Annotated in this window: 15 protein-coding genes and 1 pseudogene; 11 read left to right on the top strand and 5 right to left on the bottom strand. The window is 61.0% G+C overall.

Features of this window, described 5'->3' with window-relative positions:
* Positions 1-167 precede the first annotated feature (167 nt).
* Positions 168-923 (bottom strand): precorrin-6A synthase (deacetylating), encoded by a 756-nt coding sequence (cobF, locus tag HB680_RS00005; RefSeq protein WP_213936571.1) that lies wholly within the window; start codon positions 921-923, stop codon positions 168-170.
* Positions 923-1,495: a histidine phosphatase family protein gene (locus tag HB680_RS00010; protein ID WP_213936572.1), complete on the bottom strand. Its 573-nt coding sequence runs from the start codon at positions 1,493-1,495 to the stop codon at positions 923-925. The genes cobF and HB680_RS00010 overlap by 1 nt, the downstream gene beginning before the upstream one ends.
* A 412-nt stretch (positions 1,496-1,907) precedes the next feature.
* Between HB680_RS00010 and HB680_RS00015 the strand changes: the two genes are divergently transcribed.
* The 8 genes from HB680_RS00015 to HB680_RS00050 all read left to right on the top strand — a co-directional run bounded on the left by HB680_RS00015 (position 1,908) and on the right by HB680_RS00050 (position 10,345).
* A complete protein-coding gene (locus HB680_RS00015; protein ID WP_213936573.1) occupies positions 1,908-2,762 on the top strand; it encodes a MurR/RpiR family transcriptional regulator in 855 nt (284 codons plus the stop codon).
* A 2-nt stretch (positions 2,763-2,764) separates the two neighbouring features.
* Positions 2,765-3,409, top strand: a complete 645-nt coding sequence (locus tag HB680_RS00020) for an isochorismatase family cysteine hydrolase (protein ID WP_213936574.1) — start codon at positions 2,765-2,767, stop codon at positions 3,407-3,409.
* A complete protein-coding gene (locus HB680_RS00025; RefSeq protein WP_213936575.1) occupies positions 3,406-4,737 on the top strand; it encodes a glutamine synthetase family protein in 1,332 nt (443 codons plus the stop codon). The genes HB680_RS00020 and HB680_RS00025 overlap by 4 nt, the downstream gene beginning before the upstream one ends.
* Entirely contained in the window at positions 4,721-5,473 is a 753-nt protein-coding gene (locus HB680_RS00030; protein WP_213936576.1) for an N-formylglutamate amidohydrolase, read from the top strand. The genes HB680_RS00025 and HB680_RS00030 overlap by 17 nt, the downstream gene beginning before the upstream one ends.
* Positions 5,474-5,551: 78 nt before the next feature.
* Positions 5,552-6,901, top strand: a complete 1,350-nt coding sequence (locus tag HB680_RS00035) for an APC family permease (protein ID WP_213936577.1) — start codon at positions 5,552-5,554, stop codon at positions 6,899-6,901.
* Positions 6,902-7,021: 120 nt separating this feature from the next.
* Positions 7,022-8,038 carry an arginine N-succinyltransferase gene (locus HB680_RS00040; RefSeq protein WP_213936578.1) on the top strand — a complete coding sequence of 339 codons (1,017 nt, stop codon included), beginning with the start codon at positions 7,022-7,024 and terminating at the stop codon, positions 8,036-8,038.
* Positions 8,039-8,099: 61 nt separating this feature from the next.
* Positions 8,100-9,134, top strand: a complete 1,035-nt coding sequence (astA, locus tag HB680_RS00045) for an arginine N-succinyltransferase (RefSeq protein WP_213936579.1) — start codon at positions 8,100-8,102, stop codon at positions 9,132-9,134.
* A 341-nt stretch (positions 9,135-9,475) separates the two neighbouring features.
* Positions 9,476-10,345: an oxaloacetate decarboxylase gene (locus tag HB680_RS00050; RefSeq protein WP_213936580.1), complete on the top strand. Its 870-nt coding sequence runs from the start codon at positions 9,476-9,478 to the stop codon at positions 10,343-10,345.
* Between the two features lie 134 nt (positions 10,346-10,479).
* Here the strand turns inward: HB680_RS00050 and HB680_RS00055 are convergent, their stop codons facing one another.
* Together HB680_RS00055 and HB680_RS00060 are read right to left on the bottom strand one after the other, a co-directional pair.
* On the bottom strand, positions 10,480-10,779 hold the full coding sequence (locus tag HB680_RS00055; RefSeq protein WP_213936581.1) for a hypothetical protein: 300 nt from the start codon (positions 10,777-10,779) through the stop codon (positions 10,480-10,482).
* 560 nt (positions 10,780-11,339) lie between these two features.
* Positions 11,340-12,566 (bottom strand): M20/M25/M40 family metallo-hydrolase, encoded by a 1,227-nt coding sequence (locus HB680_RS00060; RefSeq protein ID WP_213936582.1) that lies wholly within the window; start codon positions 12,564-12,566, stop codon positions 11,340-11,342.
* 76 nt (positions 12,567-12,642) lie between these two features.
* On the opposite strand from HB680_RS00060, the pseudogene HB680_RS33050 reads away from it, so the two are divergent.
* Positions 12,643-12,735 (top strand): annotated as a pseudogene (locus HB680_RS33050) (metal ABC transporter ATP-binding protein); the annotation flags it as partial.
* 18 nt (positions 12,736-12,753) lie between these two features.
* Here HB680_RS33050 and HB680_RS00065 read toward each other — a convergent pair.
* The gene (locus HB680_RS00065) at positions 12,754-13,827 is read right to left on the bottom strand and encodes a diguanylate cyclase (RefSeq protein ID WP_213936583.1); all 1,074 of its coding nucleotides are present in this window, start codon (positions 13,825-13,827) and stop codon (positions 12,754-12,756) included.
* 306 nt (positions 13,828-14,133) lie between these two features.
* On the opposite strand from HB680_RS00065, the gene HB680_RS00070 reads away from it, so the two are divergent.
* Both HB680_RS00070 and HB680_RS00075 read left to right on the top strand, forming a co-directional pair.
* Positions 14,134-15,588 carry an NAD(P)/FAD-dependent oxidoreductase gene (locus tag HB680_RS00070; protein ID WP_213936584.1) on the top strand — a complete coding sequence of 485 codons (1,455 nt, stop codon included), beginning with the start codon at positions 14,134-14,136 and terminating at the stop codon, positions 15,586-15,588.
* A gap of 24 nt (positions 15,589-15,612) precedes the next feature.
* Positions 15,613-16,542, top strand: coding sequence for an alpha/beta fold hydrolase (locus HB680_RS00075; protein WP_213936585.1), 930 nt, complete (start codon positions 15,613-15,615; stop codon positions 16,540-16,542).
* Positions 16,543-16,670: the final 128 nt, after the last annotated feature.

The raw sequence follows: 16,670 nt of genomic DNA on the forward strand, positions 1-16,670 counted from the left end.
TCGCAAGCTGTGCCGGGTGGCATTCGCGCTCATGAAAAGCCAGAGCGAATACCAGCCGAATTTGAGGCTGCAGGGTTCCCCTGCAACATAGAATCTCCCACATTGGAACGCGGTCACCTGTGGGAGCGGGCTTGCTCGCGAAGGCGTCAGCCCAGACACCGCCAACCTCAAGGCTTACGCAACAAATAGGTATCCATAATCCACCCATTCGCCAACCGCGCCGTCTTGCGCACCCGCTCAATCTCATCCGCCACATCCTTGAGCTTGCCCGAGATCAGGATTTCATCCGGCGTGCCCAGGTAGGCCCCCCAGTAAATCTCTGTCTCCTGATCCGCCACGTGATGGTAGGAATCTTCGGCATCGAGCATCACCACCAGACTGTCCGCATCACCCACCTGCCCTGCCGCCAGCCGTCGGCCGGTGGTGATTTCGATCGAGCGGCCGATGCGATTCAACGGCACCTTATGCTGCGCCGCCAACGCCTGGACGCTGGTGATGCCGGGGATCACTTCGAATTCAAACTCACACCGCCCCGAGGCCAGAATTGCCTGCAGGATGCGCACGGTGCTGTCGTACAACGCCGGGTCGCCCCACACCAGGAAACCGCCGCACTGGCCGTCGGACATTTCCTCGTTGATCAGGCGTTCGAAGGTGTGCTGCTTGGCCAGGTTCAGATCATCGACACTGGCCTTGTAGTCCACATCGCCACGTTCCCGCTCCGGGCTGTGGGCTTCGACAAAGCGGTAGTCGTGATCGGTGATGTAGCGTTCGCAGATTTCGCGGCGCAGGTCGATCAGTTTGTCTTTGCTCTGGCCCTTGTCCATGAGGAAAAACACGTCCGCCCGATTCAACGCCTTCACGGCCTGCATCGTGATGTAATCCGGGTTACCGGCGCCGATACCGATGACCAGCAACGTTTTCATCAAAAGCCTCCGTCAGCATCAGTGCTCATCAAGCGTAGCCGCCAGCGGCCGGTGAACCGCAGTTCGATGGCCGACAACGGCTCGACGTCGATCAGGTTGAACGCGGTGCTGTGCAGAACGTGGGTCAGCACCGCGCGAACCACATAGGGATGGGTAATGGCGATGATGTCGCCTGGCGTCGTCTCCAGCGTCTTTAGCCAGGCCGCCAGGCGCTCACCGAGTTGCACCACCGACTCGCCGCCGTGGGGCGCGGAACTCGGGTCGTCGAGCCAGGCCTGCAGCGCCTCGGGCTCGGTTTTTTGCAGCTCACTGATGCGCTGACCTTGCCAGCGACCGAAATCACAATCGCGCAAGGCATCGACAATTTGCGCATCGCTGCCGAACAGCTCGGCGGTCTGGCGGGTCCGGGCTTCGGGGCCACAGAGCAGGCGCGGCGGGATCTTGGAGGTTCCACGCCGGGAACACTTGGCCGATTGCCAAACCATTTCCACCGGTTCATCCGTAGGAAAACGCGCCAGTTTTTGTGCGACGGTTCGGGCGTGGCAAATCAGCGTCAATCGGGTCGCCTGCACGGGCAATTACTCTTTTCTGGGTAGGCAAACGGCAATACGCCGCAAACAATTGCTCGATTGTGCCGCAAGACGACCTGCTAGGCGAAATCCCTGTGGGAGCGGGCTTGCTCGCGAACGGGGCCCTGCCAGTCAACATTGATATCGCCTGACACTCCGCTTTCGCGAGCAAGCCCGCTCCCACAGTTTTTCCTGCATTTCAAGCCAAGAAAACGGCGATCTCCGACACGGTTATGGGCAATGTCCTACACCATCAGTCGACATCGGTGTAGCCCTTATTACACGGGCACTTCGCCGCACTTTCGGGCTTGCTCCACACACGGAAAAATTCACTAGACATGTAGCGTGAGTTACATAAATACTGTTTTAGCGAATTGTGAAACAAAACCGACATATCCATCCAGCAGGAGCCGGGATGCCACCTCTCAGAGACCTGATCACCGATCCCGGCCTGGACCTTACGCCGTCGGAACGAAAAGTCGTCCGCGCCTTGCTGGACCAGTACCCGCGTAACGGACTGGGCCCGATGTCGCGTCTGGCCGAACATGCCGGTGTCAGCGATCCGACCATTGTGCGGCTGGTGAAAAAACTCGGTTTCGGTGGCTACGCCGAATTCCAGGATGCACTGCTCAGCGACATGGACCATCGCCTGCGCTCCCCCAGCACCCTGTTGCAACCCCGCTCCCACCTGCAAAAAGACGATCCGTGGAGCCATTATCTGGCGGAAACCCATCGTTCCCTGGTGGAAACCCAGGCCCTGACGCAACCTGAAGACGTGCGCATCCTCGTGGAATGGCTGCTCGACGTACGCCATCAAGTGCATTGCTTCGGCGGGCGTTTCAGCAGTTTCCTCGCCAATTATTTGCTTAATCATTTGCGTCTGCTGCGCCCCGGCTGTTTCGCCCTGGAAGACAACGCCCAGTTGCCCGACCGCTTGTTTGACGTGCAGCGCCAGGACGTGGTGCTGGTGTTCGACTATCGCCGCTACCAGTCCCAGGCCTTGCGGGTGGCCAGTGCGGCGAAAAATCGCTATGCGCGGGTGGTGCTGTTCACTGACATCTACGCCTCGCCGCTGCGGGAAATGGCTGACCTGATCATCAGTGCACCGGTGGAATCGGTGTCGGCGTTCGACAGCATGGTCCCGGCGCTGGCCCAGATTGAAGCACTGATCGCCTGCCTGACCCTGCGCAGCCCGGATCTGGCCGATCGCCTGGAAGGCATCGACAACCTGCGCTCCGACTTCGACACCCACCTGCTGGAGGAAAAATAAGGATGTTTACGCTCCCCCACCGCTCGCCACGTGACTTGCCCTTTGTCACCGGCCACACCGCACTGCTGTTGGTCGACATGCAGCGGGCCTGGCTCGAACCGCAGTTCGACCCGCACCTCAACGACCCCGATGCCGAGTACTTCCTGACCCGCGCCCACATGCAGGTGGTGCCCAATCAGCGACGCTTGCTCAGCGCTTTTCGCGGTGCCCGGCAGAACGTGCTGCACACCCTGATCGAAAGCCTCACCGCCGATGGCCGCGACCGTTCCCTGGACCACAAACTCTCGGACATGCACCTGCCCAAGGGCAGCCCGCAAGCGCGGATCATCGATGACCTGACGCCGACGGAAAACGAAGTCGTGCTGCCCAAGACCTCGTCGGGGGTCTTCAACTCCACCAACATCGACTACGTACTGCGCAACCTTGAGGTCCGGCATCTGGTGATCGCCGGCATCGTCACCGACCAGTGCGTGGACATGGCCGTGCGTGACGCCGCCGACCGCGGCTACCTGGTGACGCTGGTGGAAGACGCCTGCGCGACCTACACCCCGGAACGGCATCAGGCCTGCCTCAATGCCGTCAAAGGTTACTGCTGGATCGCCGACACCCACACCGTGCTCGGCCGTTTGCAGGAGATGCAGCCATGAGCGCGCGTCTGTTGCCAGTGCCGATGACCACGATCGTCACCACCGACCTGATCGGCGTGACTCGCGGTCGCTCCTTTCCCACGGATGAACTGGAGCACTATCAAGCCGTCGGTTGCGGCTGGGTGCCGGCCAACAGTGCGCTGACCCCGCAAGACGTCATCGCTTCGACCAGTCCGTGGGGCGCCTACGGTGACTTGCGCTTGATTCCGGATTTAAGCAGCCGGGTGACCGTCAACAACGGCCCGGACGCCAATGCTCCGGCCCTGGATTTCATCCACGGCGACCTCTGCGAAACCGACGGTCGCCCGTGGGCCACGTGCCCGCGCACGCTGTTGCGCAATGAAGTGGAGCGTTATCGGGCCGAGCTGGGTGTGCAGGTCAACGCTGCGTTCGAACATGAATTCAACCTGGGCAGCGGCGATGCCGACCGTCACGCGTTCTCCCTGGAGGCCCAGCGCCAGGGCGCCGAATTCGGTGGCTGGTTGCTCAGCGCCTTGCGCGCGGGTGGCGTGGAGCCCGAGATGTTCCTGCCGGAATACGGCAAGCACCAATACGAAATCACTTGCCGCCCGGCGCTCGGTGTCGTCGCAGCCGACCGTGCGGTGAACGTGCGGGAAATCACCCGGGAAATCGCCCGGCAAATGGGTCTCGACCTGAGCTTCGCGCCCAAGACCACCGAGCACGCGATGTGCAACGGCGTACATTTGCACATCAGCCTGCAAGACTTGGCCGGGCAACCGTTGCTGTACGACGCCGGCACCACCAACGGTTTGTCGGCCCTCGGTCAGCACTGGGCCGCCGGAATCCTGCATTACTTGCCGGCCCTCTGCGCGTTTACCGCGCCGACGCCCGTGTCCTACAAGCGTTTGCTGCCCCATCACTGGAGCGCCTCCTACGCCTGCCTCGGCCAACGCAACCGCGAAGCGGCGCTGCGGATCTGCCCGACGGTGAGCCTGGGCAGCAAATCCGTGGCGGCGCAGTACAACCTGGAATTCCGCGCCATGGACGCCACCGCCTCGCCACACCTGGCCATGGCGGCGCTGTTGATCGCCGGGCGGTTGGGCATCGAGCAACGCCTGACGCTGAACGCGATCACCGATGAAATCCCCGATGCCCTGAACGAAGAACAACGCCGGGCTCGTGGCATTGTTGCCCTGCCCGCTTCGCTGCCCCAGGCCCTGGATTGCCTGCGCAACAGTGAAGCGCTGATCGAAGCCCTGCCCCAGGCACTGCTCGACTCTTATTTCGCCCTGAAAACCGAGGAACTGACGCTGACGGAACAGCTCTCGCCCGCCGAACTGTGTGAGCACTATGCCCGTTTGTACTGAATCCGTTGAACAGGGGCTCTACACCGAGCCCCCGTACACCCTGAGCCGGGAAGCCTCCGAGCACCCGTTGATTCTAGTGTGCGAACACGCCAGCCGTTTTATTCCGCCGGCGTTGAATGACCTGGGCCTGGACGATGAGGCCGCTCGCCAACACATCGCCTGGGACATCGGTGCCCTGGCGCTGGCCGAGCGCTTGTCCGAAACCCTCGGCGTGACCCTGCTGGCAGCGAATTATTCGCGGCTGTTGATCGACCTCAACCGGCCGCGCCATGCCCCGGACAGCATTCCGCCCCAGAGCGAGATCTATCAGGTGCCGGGCAACCAGCAACTGGATGAAGCCACCCGAGAACATCGTCGGCAGGCGCTGTTCAAGCCGTTTCACACGCGCTTGCAAACCTTGATCGACGAACGCCTGGCCCGGGGACAAGCGGTGCGAGTGGTGGGGATTCACAGTTTCACCCCGATTTATTACGGTCAGCCCCGGCCGCTGGAAGCCGGTGTGCTATTTGGCGAAGCCCGGCAATACGCCCAACGGATCATTGACGGACTGAGCCAGCATCCACTTAAAGTGGCCGGCAATCAGCCGTACAAAATCGATCCGCTGGGGGACATGACCGTGCCGGTGCATGGCGATGCCCGTGGACTGGAGTCGGTGTTGATCGAGGTGCGCAACGATCTGCTGCGCACACCCGAGGCGATTGAGCGCTGGGCCGGCTACCTCGCCCCGTTACTGTAGGAAAAAGTAAAACGCTGTGGTTGCACCGACATAAAAATTAAAAAATCGACCGATGAGATGACAAGGAGTACGGCTTTCATGGAAATAGAAGCATTCGGCTACAAGCAGGAGTTGAAACGCAGCCTGTCACTGACGGACCTGGTGGTGTACGGGATGATCTTCATGATCCCCATCGCCCCGTTCGGCGTGTATGGCTACGTCAACGCCGAGGCACCGGGGATGGTGCCGCTTGCCTACATCATCGGCATGGTGGCGATGCTGTTCACCGCCCTGAGCTACGGCAGCATGGCCCGGGCCTTTCCGATTGCCGGCTCGGTTTATTCCTACGCCCAACGGGGCTTGAATCAACACGTCGGTTTCATCGCCGGTTGGTTGATGCTGCTCGATTACCTGCTGATCCCGCCGCTGCTGTACGTCTACGCGGCGATGGCGTTGAACCACCTGTATCCGGACATCCCGAAAGTCGGTTTCATCCTGGCGTTCCTGGTCAGCGCAACCTTTGTGAACCTGCGGGGCATCACCTTCACCGCGCGGATGAACATCGTGTTTCTGCTGGCGCAACTGGTGGTGCTGGGGATTTTCCTGTTCTACGCCTGGAATGCCCTGCACAACGGCGGCGGTCATGGTGAGCTGACGCTGGCACCGCTGTATAACCCGGAAACCTTCAACTTCGCCCTGCTGATGCAAGCGGTGTCGATTGCGGTGCTGTCGTTCCTCGGCTTCGACGCGATTTCCACCCTGGCCGAAGAGATCAAGGGCGACCCGGGCCGCAGCGTCGGCAAGGCTGCGTTGATCACCCTGATGGTAATGGGCGTGATTTTCGTGGTGCAAACCTGGATCGCCACCGACCTGGCCGCCGGCATGGGCTTCAAGTCTGCCGACACGGCGTTTTATGAAATCGCTGAAATCGCCGCCGGCAGTTGGCTGGCGACCCTCACCGGCGTGGCCACGGCGTTGGCCTGGGGCGTGGCGGTGGCGATCACCTCGCAAGCGGCGGTGTCGCGGTTGCTGTTCGGCATGGCGCGGGACGGCAAACTCCCGAAAGCACTGGCCAAGGTCCATCCAAAACACAACACGCCTTACATCAGCATTTACCTGGTGGCGGTGTTGTCGCTGGTGATCTGCTACCTGTTCATCAACTCGGTGGACACCCTCACCTCCCTGGTGAACTTCGGCGCGTTGAGCGGTTTCATGCTGCTGCACCTGACCGTGATCAATTACTACTGGCGCCGGCAGAAATCCGGCCAGGTGATCCGTCACCTGCTGTGCCCGGTGATCGGCTTCATCATCGTCGCCGCCATCATGTACAACATGGGCGTCGATGCACAGAAACTCGGCCTGATCTGGATTGCCCTGGGCCTGGTCTATTTGTTCTTCCTGAATAAGCTGGGCGCCAGCACGACGCTGCCCGACCCGAGCAACGTCTGACAAGAAAAAGGGCGGCGTCTGACAACAGTTCAGGCGACCGCCGCTTCCGCGCGTGGAAACCGACAGTGATAGTCAGGTTCGACGGCAAACCGCCGAACCCTTTGATACAGGAGTGCATCCATGCTGGTCTTACGCCCAGTCGAGTTAACTGACCTGCCCCAGTTGCAACAATTGGCCCGTGACAGCCTGGTGGGCGTCACGTCCCTGCCGGATGACAGCGAACGCCTGCGCGAGAAGATTCTCGACTCCTGCGCCTCGTTCGACAAAGACGTCGAGGGCAATGGTCCGGAGAATTACTTTTTCGTCCTTGAAGACCTGACCACCCAGCGTTTGACCGGGTGCTCGGAAGTCCTCGCCACCGCCGGTTTCAGCGAGCCGTTCTACAGCCTGCGCAACCGCCACTACACCAGCGCCTCCCGCGAGCTGAACATCGAGCATGGCGTGCCGGCGCTGTCGCTGTGCCAGGATCTGAGCGGCCACACCTTGCTGCGCGGCTTCCACATCGATGCCGCATTGGTGCGTACGCCGTTTTCCGAGTTGCTGTCACGGGCGCGGCTGTTGTTTATCGCGGCGCACGCGGCGCGTTTTTCCGACGCGGTAATCACCGAAATCGTCGGCTACAGCGATGAGCAAGGCCAGTCACCTTTTTGGGATGCCTTGGGCAAACACTTTTTCGACCTGCCTTATGTCGAGGCCGAACGGCTCTGCGGCCTGCAAAGCCGCAGCTTTCTCGCAGAACTGATGCCGCAATACCCGATCTACGTGCCGATGCTGCCCCAGACCGCGCAGGACTGCATCGGCCGGATTCACCCCGACGGCCAGGAAGCGTTCGACATCCTGGAACGCGAAGGCTTTGAAACCAACAGCTACATCGACCTGTTCGACGGCGGCCCGACGCTGTACGCGCGCACTGTCGGCATTCGCTCCATCGCCCGCAGCCACACGGGCGTCGCCCGGTCCGTCGAGGCCATCGACGCGCGCGGCAGTTACCTGGTGAGCAACGACTCGCTCAAGGACTTTCGGGCCATCGTGACCGAACTGGCCTATGACGCCGGGCAACCGGTGGGCTTGAGTGCCGAGATGTGCGCCGCCCTGAACGTGACCAACGGCAGCCCGATCCGGCTGATCGCCCTGTGAGCATCACCCGGCCCCGTGCCCAACGACAGCGCCCGAGCACGTGCGCACCAGGAGTTGCATCATGATTGTCCGTCCGGTTCACGTCACCGACCTGCCCGCCCTGCTGGCGCTGGTGCAACAGGCCGGCCCCGGGTTCACCACCCTGCCGGCCAACGAGGAACGTCTGGGCCATCGCGTGCGCTGGTCGCAGCGGACCTTCGCCGAACAGGTCGAGCGTGCCGACGCGGATTACCTGTTCGTGCTGGAAGATGACGATCAACGCGTGGTTGGGGTCAGTGCCCTGACCGGTGCCGTCGGCATGCGCGAGCCCTGGTACAACTATCGGATCGGATTGACGGTCAGTTCCTCGCCGGACCTGGGCATTCAGAAGCAGATCCCGACCTTGTTCCTGAATAACGAAATGACCGGCCAATCGGAACTCTGCTCGCTGTTTCTGCGCCCTGACCAGCGCGAGGGCAATAACGGCCGGTTGCTGTCCCTGGGACGGCTGTTGTTCGTGGCCGAGTTCCCGCAACTGTTCGGCGAAAAACTCATCGCTGAACTGCGTGGCAGTGCCGACGAACAAGGCAGCTCGCCGTTTTGGGAGAGCCTGGGCCGGCACTTTTTCCAGATGGATTTCAGCTACGCCGATCATTTGTCGGGGCTGGGCCATAAATCGTTCATCGCCGAACTGATGCCCCGCCAGCCGCTCTACACCTGCCTGCTCACCGAACAGGCCCAGGCCGTGATCGGCAAGGCGCACCCGAACACGCAACCGGCGCTGAAGATCCTCAACGCCGAGGGCTTTGCCCACAAGGACTACATCGATATCTTCGACGGCGGACCGGTGATCGAAGCCCAAGTCCCGAAAATCCGCACCGTGCGCGACAGCCAGCCGCTGGTGCTGGGCATCGGCACCCCGGACGACCAGGCCCCGGTGTGGCTGATCCATAACCGACGCATGGAAAACTGCCGCATCACCACCGCCAAGGCGCGGCTGGTGGGCAACAGCCTGATCGTCGACCGCCTCACCGCCAAGCGCCTGCAACTGCAACCGGGGAATTCCGTGCGGGCGGTGCCGCTGTTGAATCAGGAGCAGCAGGCTGTGGCGGCGTGACCCTCGAAACCGAGCTCCGCTGTAGCAGCTGGCGAAGCCTGCGTTCGGCTGCGAAGCGGCCGCCAAAACAGACACCCAAGACTTCACGCCAACCCTACATGGCATTTTCCCCGATCATTTGTACACATCGGATTGCGAGCGCTCCGCACTCGAACGCAGCCTTCGGCAGCTGCTGCAAGGTGAACGGTTTCCGAATGCCAACGGCCGCAAACTTTTGACTCTGCTTCCTTCTCCGACAAATTCGTCATCCTATTGACCCCGCGCGCGTGATAGCCTTTTGTTCCTTCGGCGTTGACACTTTTGCTCAAGCCCTTCCATTCCAATGCAGTGGTGGAACTCATATGTCCAGGCTTTCCCATCAAGATTTGCGCCGTAACTTTCGCCAATTGCTGGCTTCCGACACGTGCTACCACACGGCCTCCGTGTTCGACCCGATGTCGGCACGTATCGCGGCTGACCTGGGTTTTGAAGTCGGGATTCTCGGTGGCTCGGTCGCTTCGTTGCAGGTATTGGGCGCGCCAGACTTCGCGTTGATCACCCTCAGCGAATTCGCCGAACAGGCCACCCGCATTGGCCGCGTCGCCCAATTGCCGGTGATCGCCGACGCCGACCACGGCTACGGCAATGCACTGAACGTGATGCGCACCATCGTCGAACTGGAACGCGCCGGCGTGGCCGCGTTGACCATCGAAGATACCCTGCTGCCAGCCCAATTCGGCCGCAAGTCCACGGACTTGATCGGCGTGGCCGAAGGCGTCGGCAAGATTCGCGCGGCGCTGGAAGCCCGGGTCGACAAGGAAATGGCGATCATCGCCCGCACCAATGCGGGGATCCTGCCGATCCAGGAAATCATCAGCCGCACCCAGCAATACCAGAACGCCGGAGCCGACGGGATTTGCATGGTCGGCGTGCAGGACTTCGACCAACTGGAAAAAATCGCCGAGCACCTGAGCGTGCCGCTGATGCTGGTCACCTACGGCAACCCGGCCCTGCGCGACGACAAACGCCTGGCGGAACTGGGTGTCCGCGTGACTATCGACGGGCATGGCGCGTACTTTGCGGCGATCAAGGCGACGTACGACAGCCTGCGTGAACAACGTCAGATCTTTACCCAGGCCTCGGACCTGAGCGCGACCGAACTGACGCATACCTACACGCAGCCTGAGGATTACATTCGTTTTGCGGAAGAGTTTATGCGCGTCAAGGAGTGATGGTTTCGGCCATCACAACGCCTTCGCGAGCAAGCCCGCTCTCACAGGGGATCTTCGTTGAACACACCTCTTGTGATCAGCACAGGACCATTGTGGGAGCGGGCTTGCCCGCGAAAGGGCCAGCCGCTACACCGCTAAACCGTGGCTTTGTACCCCTCCTCCCGCTGCAACGCTCGCTTCTGAATCACATTCAGCACGGCGCAGCCTTCACGCGTCAGCAAATGCACCGCTCGGGTAATGCGGCTCAGGTCGCAATCGGAAGTGTCCTTGAGGTTGAGGCTGGACAAGGTGTCCATGAGGTCGCGAACCACAGTGAAACGGTGCATGGCACAGGCGGCCATGTCGCTGAGTTCTTTTTGGGTGTTGATGAAGAGCACCGGGGATTCGGCGTCGTAGGTGTCGATGGGGAGATAACGGGGCATTACTTCGAACATAAGGACAACTCCAGGTTGAGCCTCCACCGTTCGCGGCCAAGCGATTGAAGGTGGCAGCTGTGTGCGGGTTGGCCGACCGGTACCTGAAAGACCCGGCACACCCGCAGATGTCCCGCGCACAGCCGCCATAACACACATGACGCTATTGCGTTTCAGATAGTCGACCGGCCAAGGTCGTTCGCGGTGTTATTCCGCGAACCGAAACTATAGGGGTCGATGCCAAAACGCGGCAATAGGGTACGTTGTAGGAAAGGTCTTGGAAAGTTGTGGGGTGGTTTTGATGGCGGCGCCAGGCTTGAGAACCACCCCTCACCCTAACCCTCTCCCCAGAGGGTAGAGGGGACTGACCGAGTTGTTTTGGCGGGTTCCTGCGACCTGAAAGATCACGTCGAACTCAAAATTGGCAAACAGCAAAGCATTTGAAATCGCATTCAACCCGGTCGATCACGTCGCCGGATTTCTCAAGAAGCACACGGTCAGTCCCCTCGCCCCTCTGGGGAGAGGGCTAGGGTGAGGGGACGATCCAACTGACCCGCCACCCCACCCTGACCGCACGCGACTCAGCGAGACTTGGCCAACTCCATAATCATCCGCGACAACAGATAAATCCGTGGCGACACGCTCTCGACTTCCGCGTATTCCTCTGGCGTATGAATGTTGCCGCCGACAATCCCGAACCCATCCAGCGTCGGCGTGCCCACACCGGCCGAGAGGCTGGCATCTGCCGCCCCGCCGCTGCCTTCTTCGGTCAACTTGCGGCCAATTTCGCCGTAAATGCCTTGGGCCATGGCCATCAAGCGGTCGGATTCCGGAGTTTGTGGCATCGGTGGCAAGCCACGTTGCAGGGTGGTGGTGACTTCGGTGTCCGGGATCAGTTTGTCCTTGGACACTCGCGCCAGGTCTTTTTCGATGCGGTCGAATTCTTCCGGCACCGCCGCGCGCACGTCGGCTTTGGCGGTGGCTTGGTCCGGGATCACGTTGGTGCGGTCACCGGCCTTGAGCACGGTGAAGTTGATGGTGGTTTTTTTCGCTTCGTCACCGAGTTTGCCCAGTTGCAGAATCTGATGCGCGGCTTCCATCGCCGCGTTACGCCCCAGTTCCGGTGCGACACCGGCGTGGGCCGCTTTGCCCTTGACCTCGACCACCGCCGTAGCGCTACCTTTGCGCCACACCACCAGACCATCGGCAGGGCGACCCGGTTCGAGGTTGAGGGTCACGTCGTGGGCCTTGGCGGTTTTCTTGATCAGATCGGTGGCGACGTCCGAGCCGCTTTCTTCGCTGGCATCCAGCAGGAACGTGATCTGGGCGTAGTCCTTGAAGTCGAGGTTTTTCAGGACTTTCAGCGCGTAAATCCCGGCGACGATGCCGCCCTTGTCGTCCATCACGCCCGGCCCGTAGGCGCGACCGTCCTTGATGTGGAACGGACGCTCGGTGGCCGAGCCTTCCTTGAACACGGTGTCCATGTGCGCCATCAGCAGGATTTTCGCCTTGCCGGTGCCTTTGAGCGTGGCGATCACGTGGCTACTTTTATCCGGGGTGTTGGGCACCAGTTCGATGCTGAAACCGAGTTTTTTCAACTCATCGACGGCGATGTCGCGGACTTGGGTCAGACCGGGCTCATAGCCGGAGCCGGAATCGATGTTGACCAGTTTTTCCAGCAGTTTCAGGGCGTCAGCCTTGTACTGCTCGGAATCGGCGAGGACTTGTTTGTGGGGTTCGGCGAAGGCTGCGGGGGCGAAGGCGCCGAGAGCGAGGGTCAGGGCGAGGCTGGTGAGTTTGAACGTCATGAATCGATCCTTGTTTCTTGTCGGGGGTAGTCGAACCCTACCTGACTGTGGCGCAAGGCTCTATACCGGATGTGACATTGTGGGAGCGGGCTTGCTCGCGAAGGGGCCCGGTCAGTCGACATCACTGTTGACTGACACGCCGCTTTCGCGAGCAAGCCCGCTCCCACAGGGGTTGGAGGTAGGTCACTCAGACCGAGTCGAATAATTCGTGCCGGGGCTTGCCATCACCACAGCAGATCACCCGATTACGCCCGGTGGTCTTGGCCTCATAAAGCGCCTGATCCGCATCGTTAAGCCATAACGTCGCATCCGTATGCGCCGGGTTGAACGCCGCCAAACCAATACTCAGGCTGACTTTCAGCGCCGGGTTTTGCTCGTAGCCGAGGGTGGCGAAGCGATCGCGCAAGGCGTCCATCGCCGCGGCGGCACTGTTGAGGGGCAGGTCCGGGAGAATCACGCAGAACTCGTCGCCGCCGTAGCGTCCAGCGACATCTGCCGCCCGCAGGTTTTGCTTGAGCATTTTGCTCAGCTGACGCAGGACAATGTCCCCGGCGACGTGGCCATAGGTGTCGTTGATGGATTTGAAGTGGTCGATGTCGATCAACGCAATCGCCCCGCCCTGGCTCTGGCGCTGGCAACGCTGGAATTCGACTTCCAGTTGATCCTTCCAGGCGCCGTGATTCAGCAGGCCGGTGAGGCTGTCGGTGCGGCTCAGGGCCAGCAGTTCGCGTTTTTGCCGGCCGAGGGTGATGGCCTGGCGAAAGCAGATCCAGCCCAGCGCCAACGGGTACAGGCACAACAAGGGCAAGCAGGCATAGAGCTGCAACGGACTGGTGTGCGGGATGAACGCGGGGCTGAAAACCAGCAGGCCGACGCCCACCCCAAGGACCTGCGCCACGGTGCCGGCCAGGAGAAAACGCAAGCCGCCGATGGCCACGTTGTTCATCGCCATCATGGAAATCGTGGTGGCACTGGGCAATGGATTGAATTGCATGGCCACGACCCAGAAGCCGCCGAGAAAGGCGTCCACCAGCAGATTACGGTGTTCGGCGTGGTAGGGAAGTGTGGCGCGGCGGGCCCATTGGTAGGCCAGGTGCGGCCAAACGAGGGCATTGAAGAACATCACCACCCAGACCCACGGCGCCGGGTCGAGCGGGTACATCGCCGCGCTCACGCACATCAATCCCAGGGCCAGACCCAAGGTTCGCGACGTGTATAGCCTCCTGGCCAGTGAAAGTCCCTTTCCTCCCGTTTTTGCCATAGAGGCCTCTACCACTGAACGGAACCTGCTCACACCGAGGGTTACGGGTGTGAACGGAGTCTATCAGGGCAACGTCAAATAGCCATCACCGGCTGGCGGTGAATACCGGGGCATTTGCACACACTCCGCACTCCTGTGAGAGCGGGCTTGCTCGCGAAGGCGTAGTGTCAGTCGGCATCTATGTCGAATGTGACGGCCCCTTCGCGAGCAAACCCGCTCCCACAAAAAAAGCGAAAGCACCGCAGGCTTCCACGTTTTGGCTATACATGAAGAAAGGGTTCGATAAACAACGATAAGAGGAGGCTCATGCAAACCTTCCAGGTGTTGATCATCGGCAGCGGTTTTGGCGGCCAGTGTGCGGCGATCAATTTGCTCAAGGCCGGCATCAGCGATTTTCGCTTGCTGGAGCGGCGGGACTTTTTCGGCGGCACCTGGTGCCAGAACACCTACCCCGGTGCGGCCGTCGACGTGCCCTCGCCGCTGTATTCGCTGTCCTTCGCGCCCTACCAGTGGACGCAGATGTTCGCCGAACAGGCCGAACTGCACCGCTATACCCAGCATGTGGTGGAGCACTTCGGCCTGCGGGACAAAGTCGAACTGGAGGCCAACGTCGAGGGCATCGAATGGGATGACGCCAACAAGCGATGGGCCGTTCATACCGGCGCCAAAGGCACGTTCTACGCGCAGTTCCTGATTAACGCGACTGGGCCGCTGAGCCAACCGGTGGTCCCACACTTCGACGGCCTGGATCGTTTCCTGGGCAAAACCTTTCATACCAACAACTGGGATCATTCCTACGACTACAAAGGCAAACGCGTCGCCGTCATCGGCAGCGGCGCCAGTGCGGCCCAGGTGATCCCGACGATTGCCCCGGACGTCGAACACCTGCATGTGTTCCAGCGCACGGCGCACTGGGTGCTGCCCCGTGCCGATCGCACGTTCGGCCGCTTCCAGCGTTGGCTGCTGGGTCTCAAACCCGCCTACAAGCTGCTGCGCTGGATGATCTATTGGCAATTCGAGACCCGGGTGATTGCCTTCAAGTACTCAAAACCGGCGATTCACCTGGTTCAGCAACACGCCCTGCGCTTCCTCAAACGCCAAGTGCCCGACCCCGAGTTGCGGCGCAAATTGACCCCGGATTTCACCATCGGCTGCAAGCGCGTGGTGGTTTCCAGCACCCTGTACCCGGCGCTGGGCCGGCCAAATGTCACACTGCACAGCCGCGAACAGGGCATCGCCTCCCTCGATGAAACCGGCATCAACACCCTGGACGGCCAGCACATCGATGTCGACCTGATCGTCTGGTCCACCGGTTACGACGCCACCGACGGGGTGATTTCCTACCCGGTCACCGGCAAAAACGGCAAGCGTCTGAAAGACTTCTGGACCCAATACCCAAGGGCCTATCTGGGCACCAGCCTGCCGGACTTTCCGAACCTGTTTATCGTCACCGGACCCAACACCGGCATCGGCCACACCTCGGCGCTGTTCATCATCGAATCCCAGATGAACTACATCCTCGGCTGCATTCGCACACTAAAAGAACAGGGCTTGCGCAGCATTGAAGTGCGCCCCGAGGCGGAACGTACCTACACTGAAATGATCCACCGGGAAATGGAGCGCACGGTGTGGAAGTCCGGGGGCTGCCACAGTTGGTATCAAAGCAGGAGCGGTCATGTGATCGCCATGTTTCCGGGGTTCAGTTTCAGCTATCACCGCTTGACCCGAACATTGAAAACCGCCGACCACATACTGTCCTGATCACGTAATAAAGGAAGATGCCTGATGCTTTTGTTGGTAGTTGCAATCGCGGTTTTCGCCGCCTGGAGCTGGCTCAGCTACCCGGCCGTGGGCCATTGGATATATGACTTGAGCATGGCCCTGGAGGCCAAGCTGTATCGGCTGCACAAGATCGTCGTGCCGATCAGCGAAATGACCGTCTCGACCTGGCAAGGTGGGCCGTACGAAGCGTCCAGCAGCATCTTGATGCTGCACGGTTTCACCGCCGACAAGAACCTGTGGCTGCGCTTCGCCCGGCATTTTGTCGACGACCACCGGGTGATCATCCCCGACCTCGCCGGTCACGGTGAAACCGGATTCAAGGCTGGGGGCGGCTACGACATCGGCCTGCAAGCCAAGCGCATGATCCAGTTGCTGGACGTGTGCGGCGTCGAGAAGGTGCACGTGATCGGCAGCTCCATGGGCGGCTACGTCGCCGCCTGGCTGGCGGCCACCTACCCGGAGCGCATTGCCTCGCTGGCGCTGCTCGACCCGGCCGGCGTCACCGCCCCGGAAATCAGCGACATGGACCGCCAGATCAACAAGGGACATAACCCATTCCTGATTCACTCAAGGGAGGAGTTCCAGTATTTCTACAACATGTCCATGGCCAATCCGCCGTGGGTGCCCGGCGTGGTGATGGCCGCCATCGCCCAGCGCTACGAACAAAGCCGCGATGCGTTTGCGGAAATCTTCAAGGACTTCCGCGCCAGCCCGCCGATGGAACCGAAACTCCCCGATATCAAATGCCCGGCGCTGCTGGTGTGGGGGAGCAAGGATCGGATGATCGACGTCAGCAGCGTCGCGGTGTGGAGCAAGGGCATTGATAATTTGCGGGTGGACATCTGGGAAGGGATTGGTCATCTGCCGATGGTTGAACAGCCGGTAAGGGCGGCGCGGTTGTATCAGGAGTTTTTGGGCAAACCACGCACGTAACCCTACCGAAGGCTGCGTTCGCTTGTCTTGTAGCAGCTGCCGAGGTACGAGGCTGCGTTAGGTTTGTAGCAGCTGCCGAGGTACGAGGCTGCGTTCGCTTGTCTGGTAGCAGCTGCCGAGGTACGAGG

It is taken from the genome of Pseudomonas sp. dw_612, assembly GCF_018449725.1.
GTDB lineage: Bacteria > Pseudomonadota > Gammaproteobacteria > Pseudomonadales > Pseudomonadaceae > Aquipseudomonas.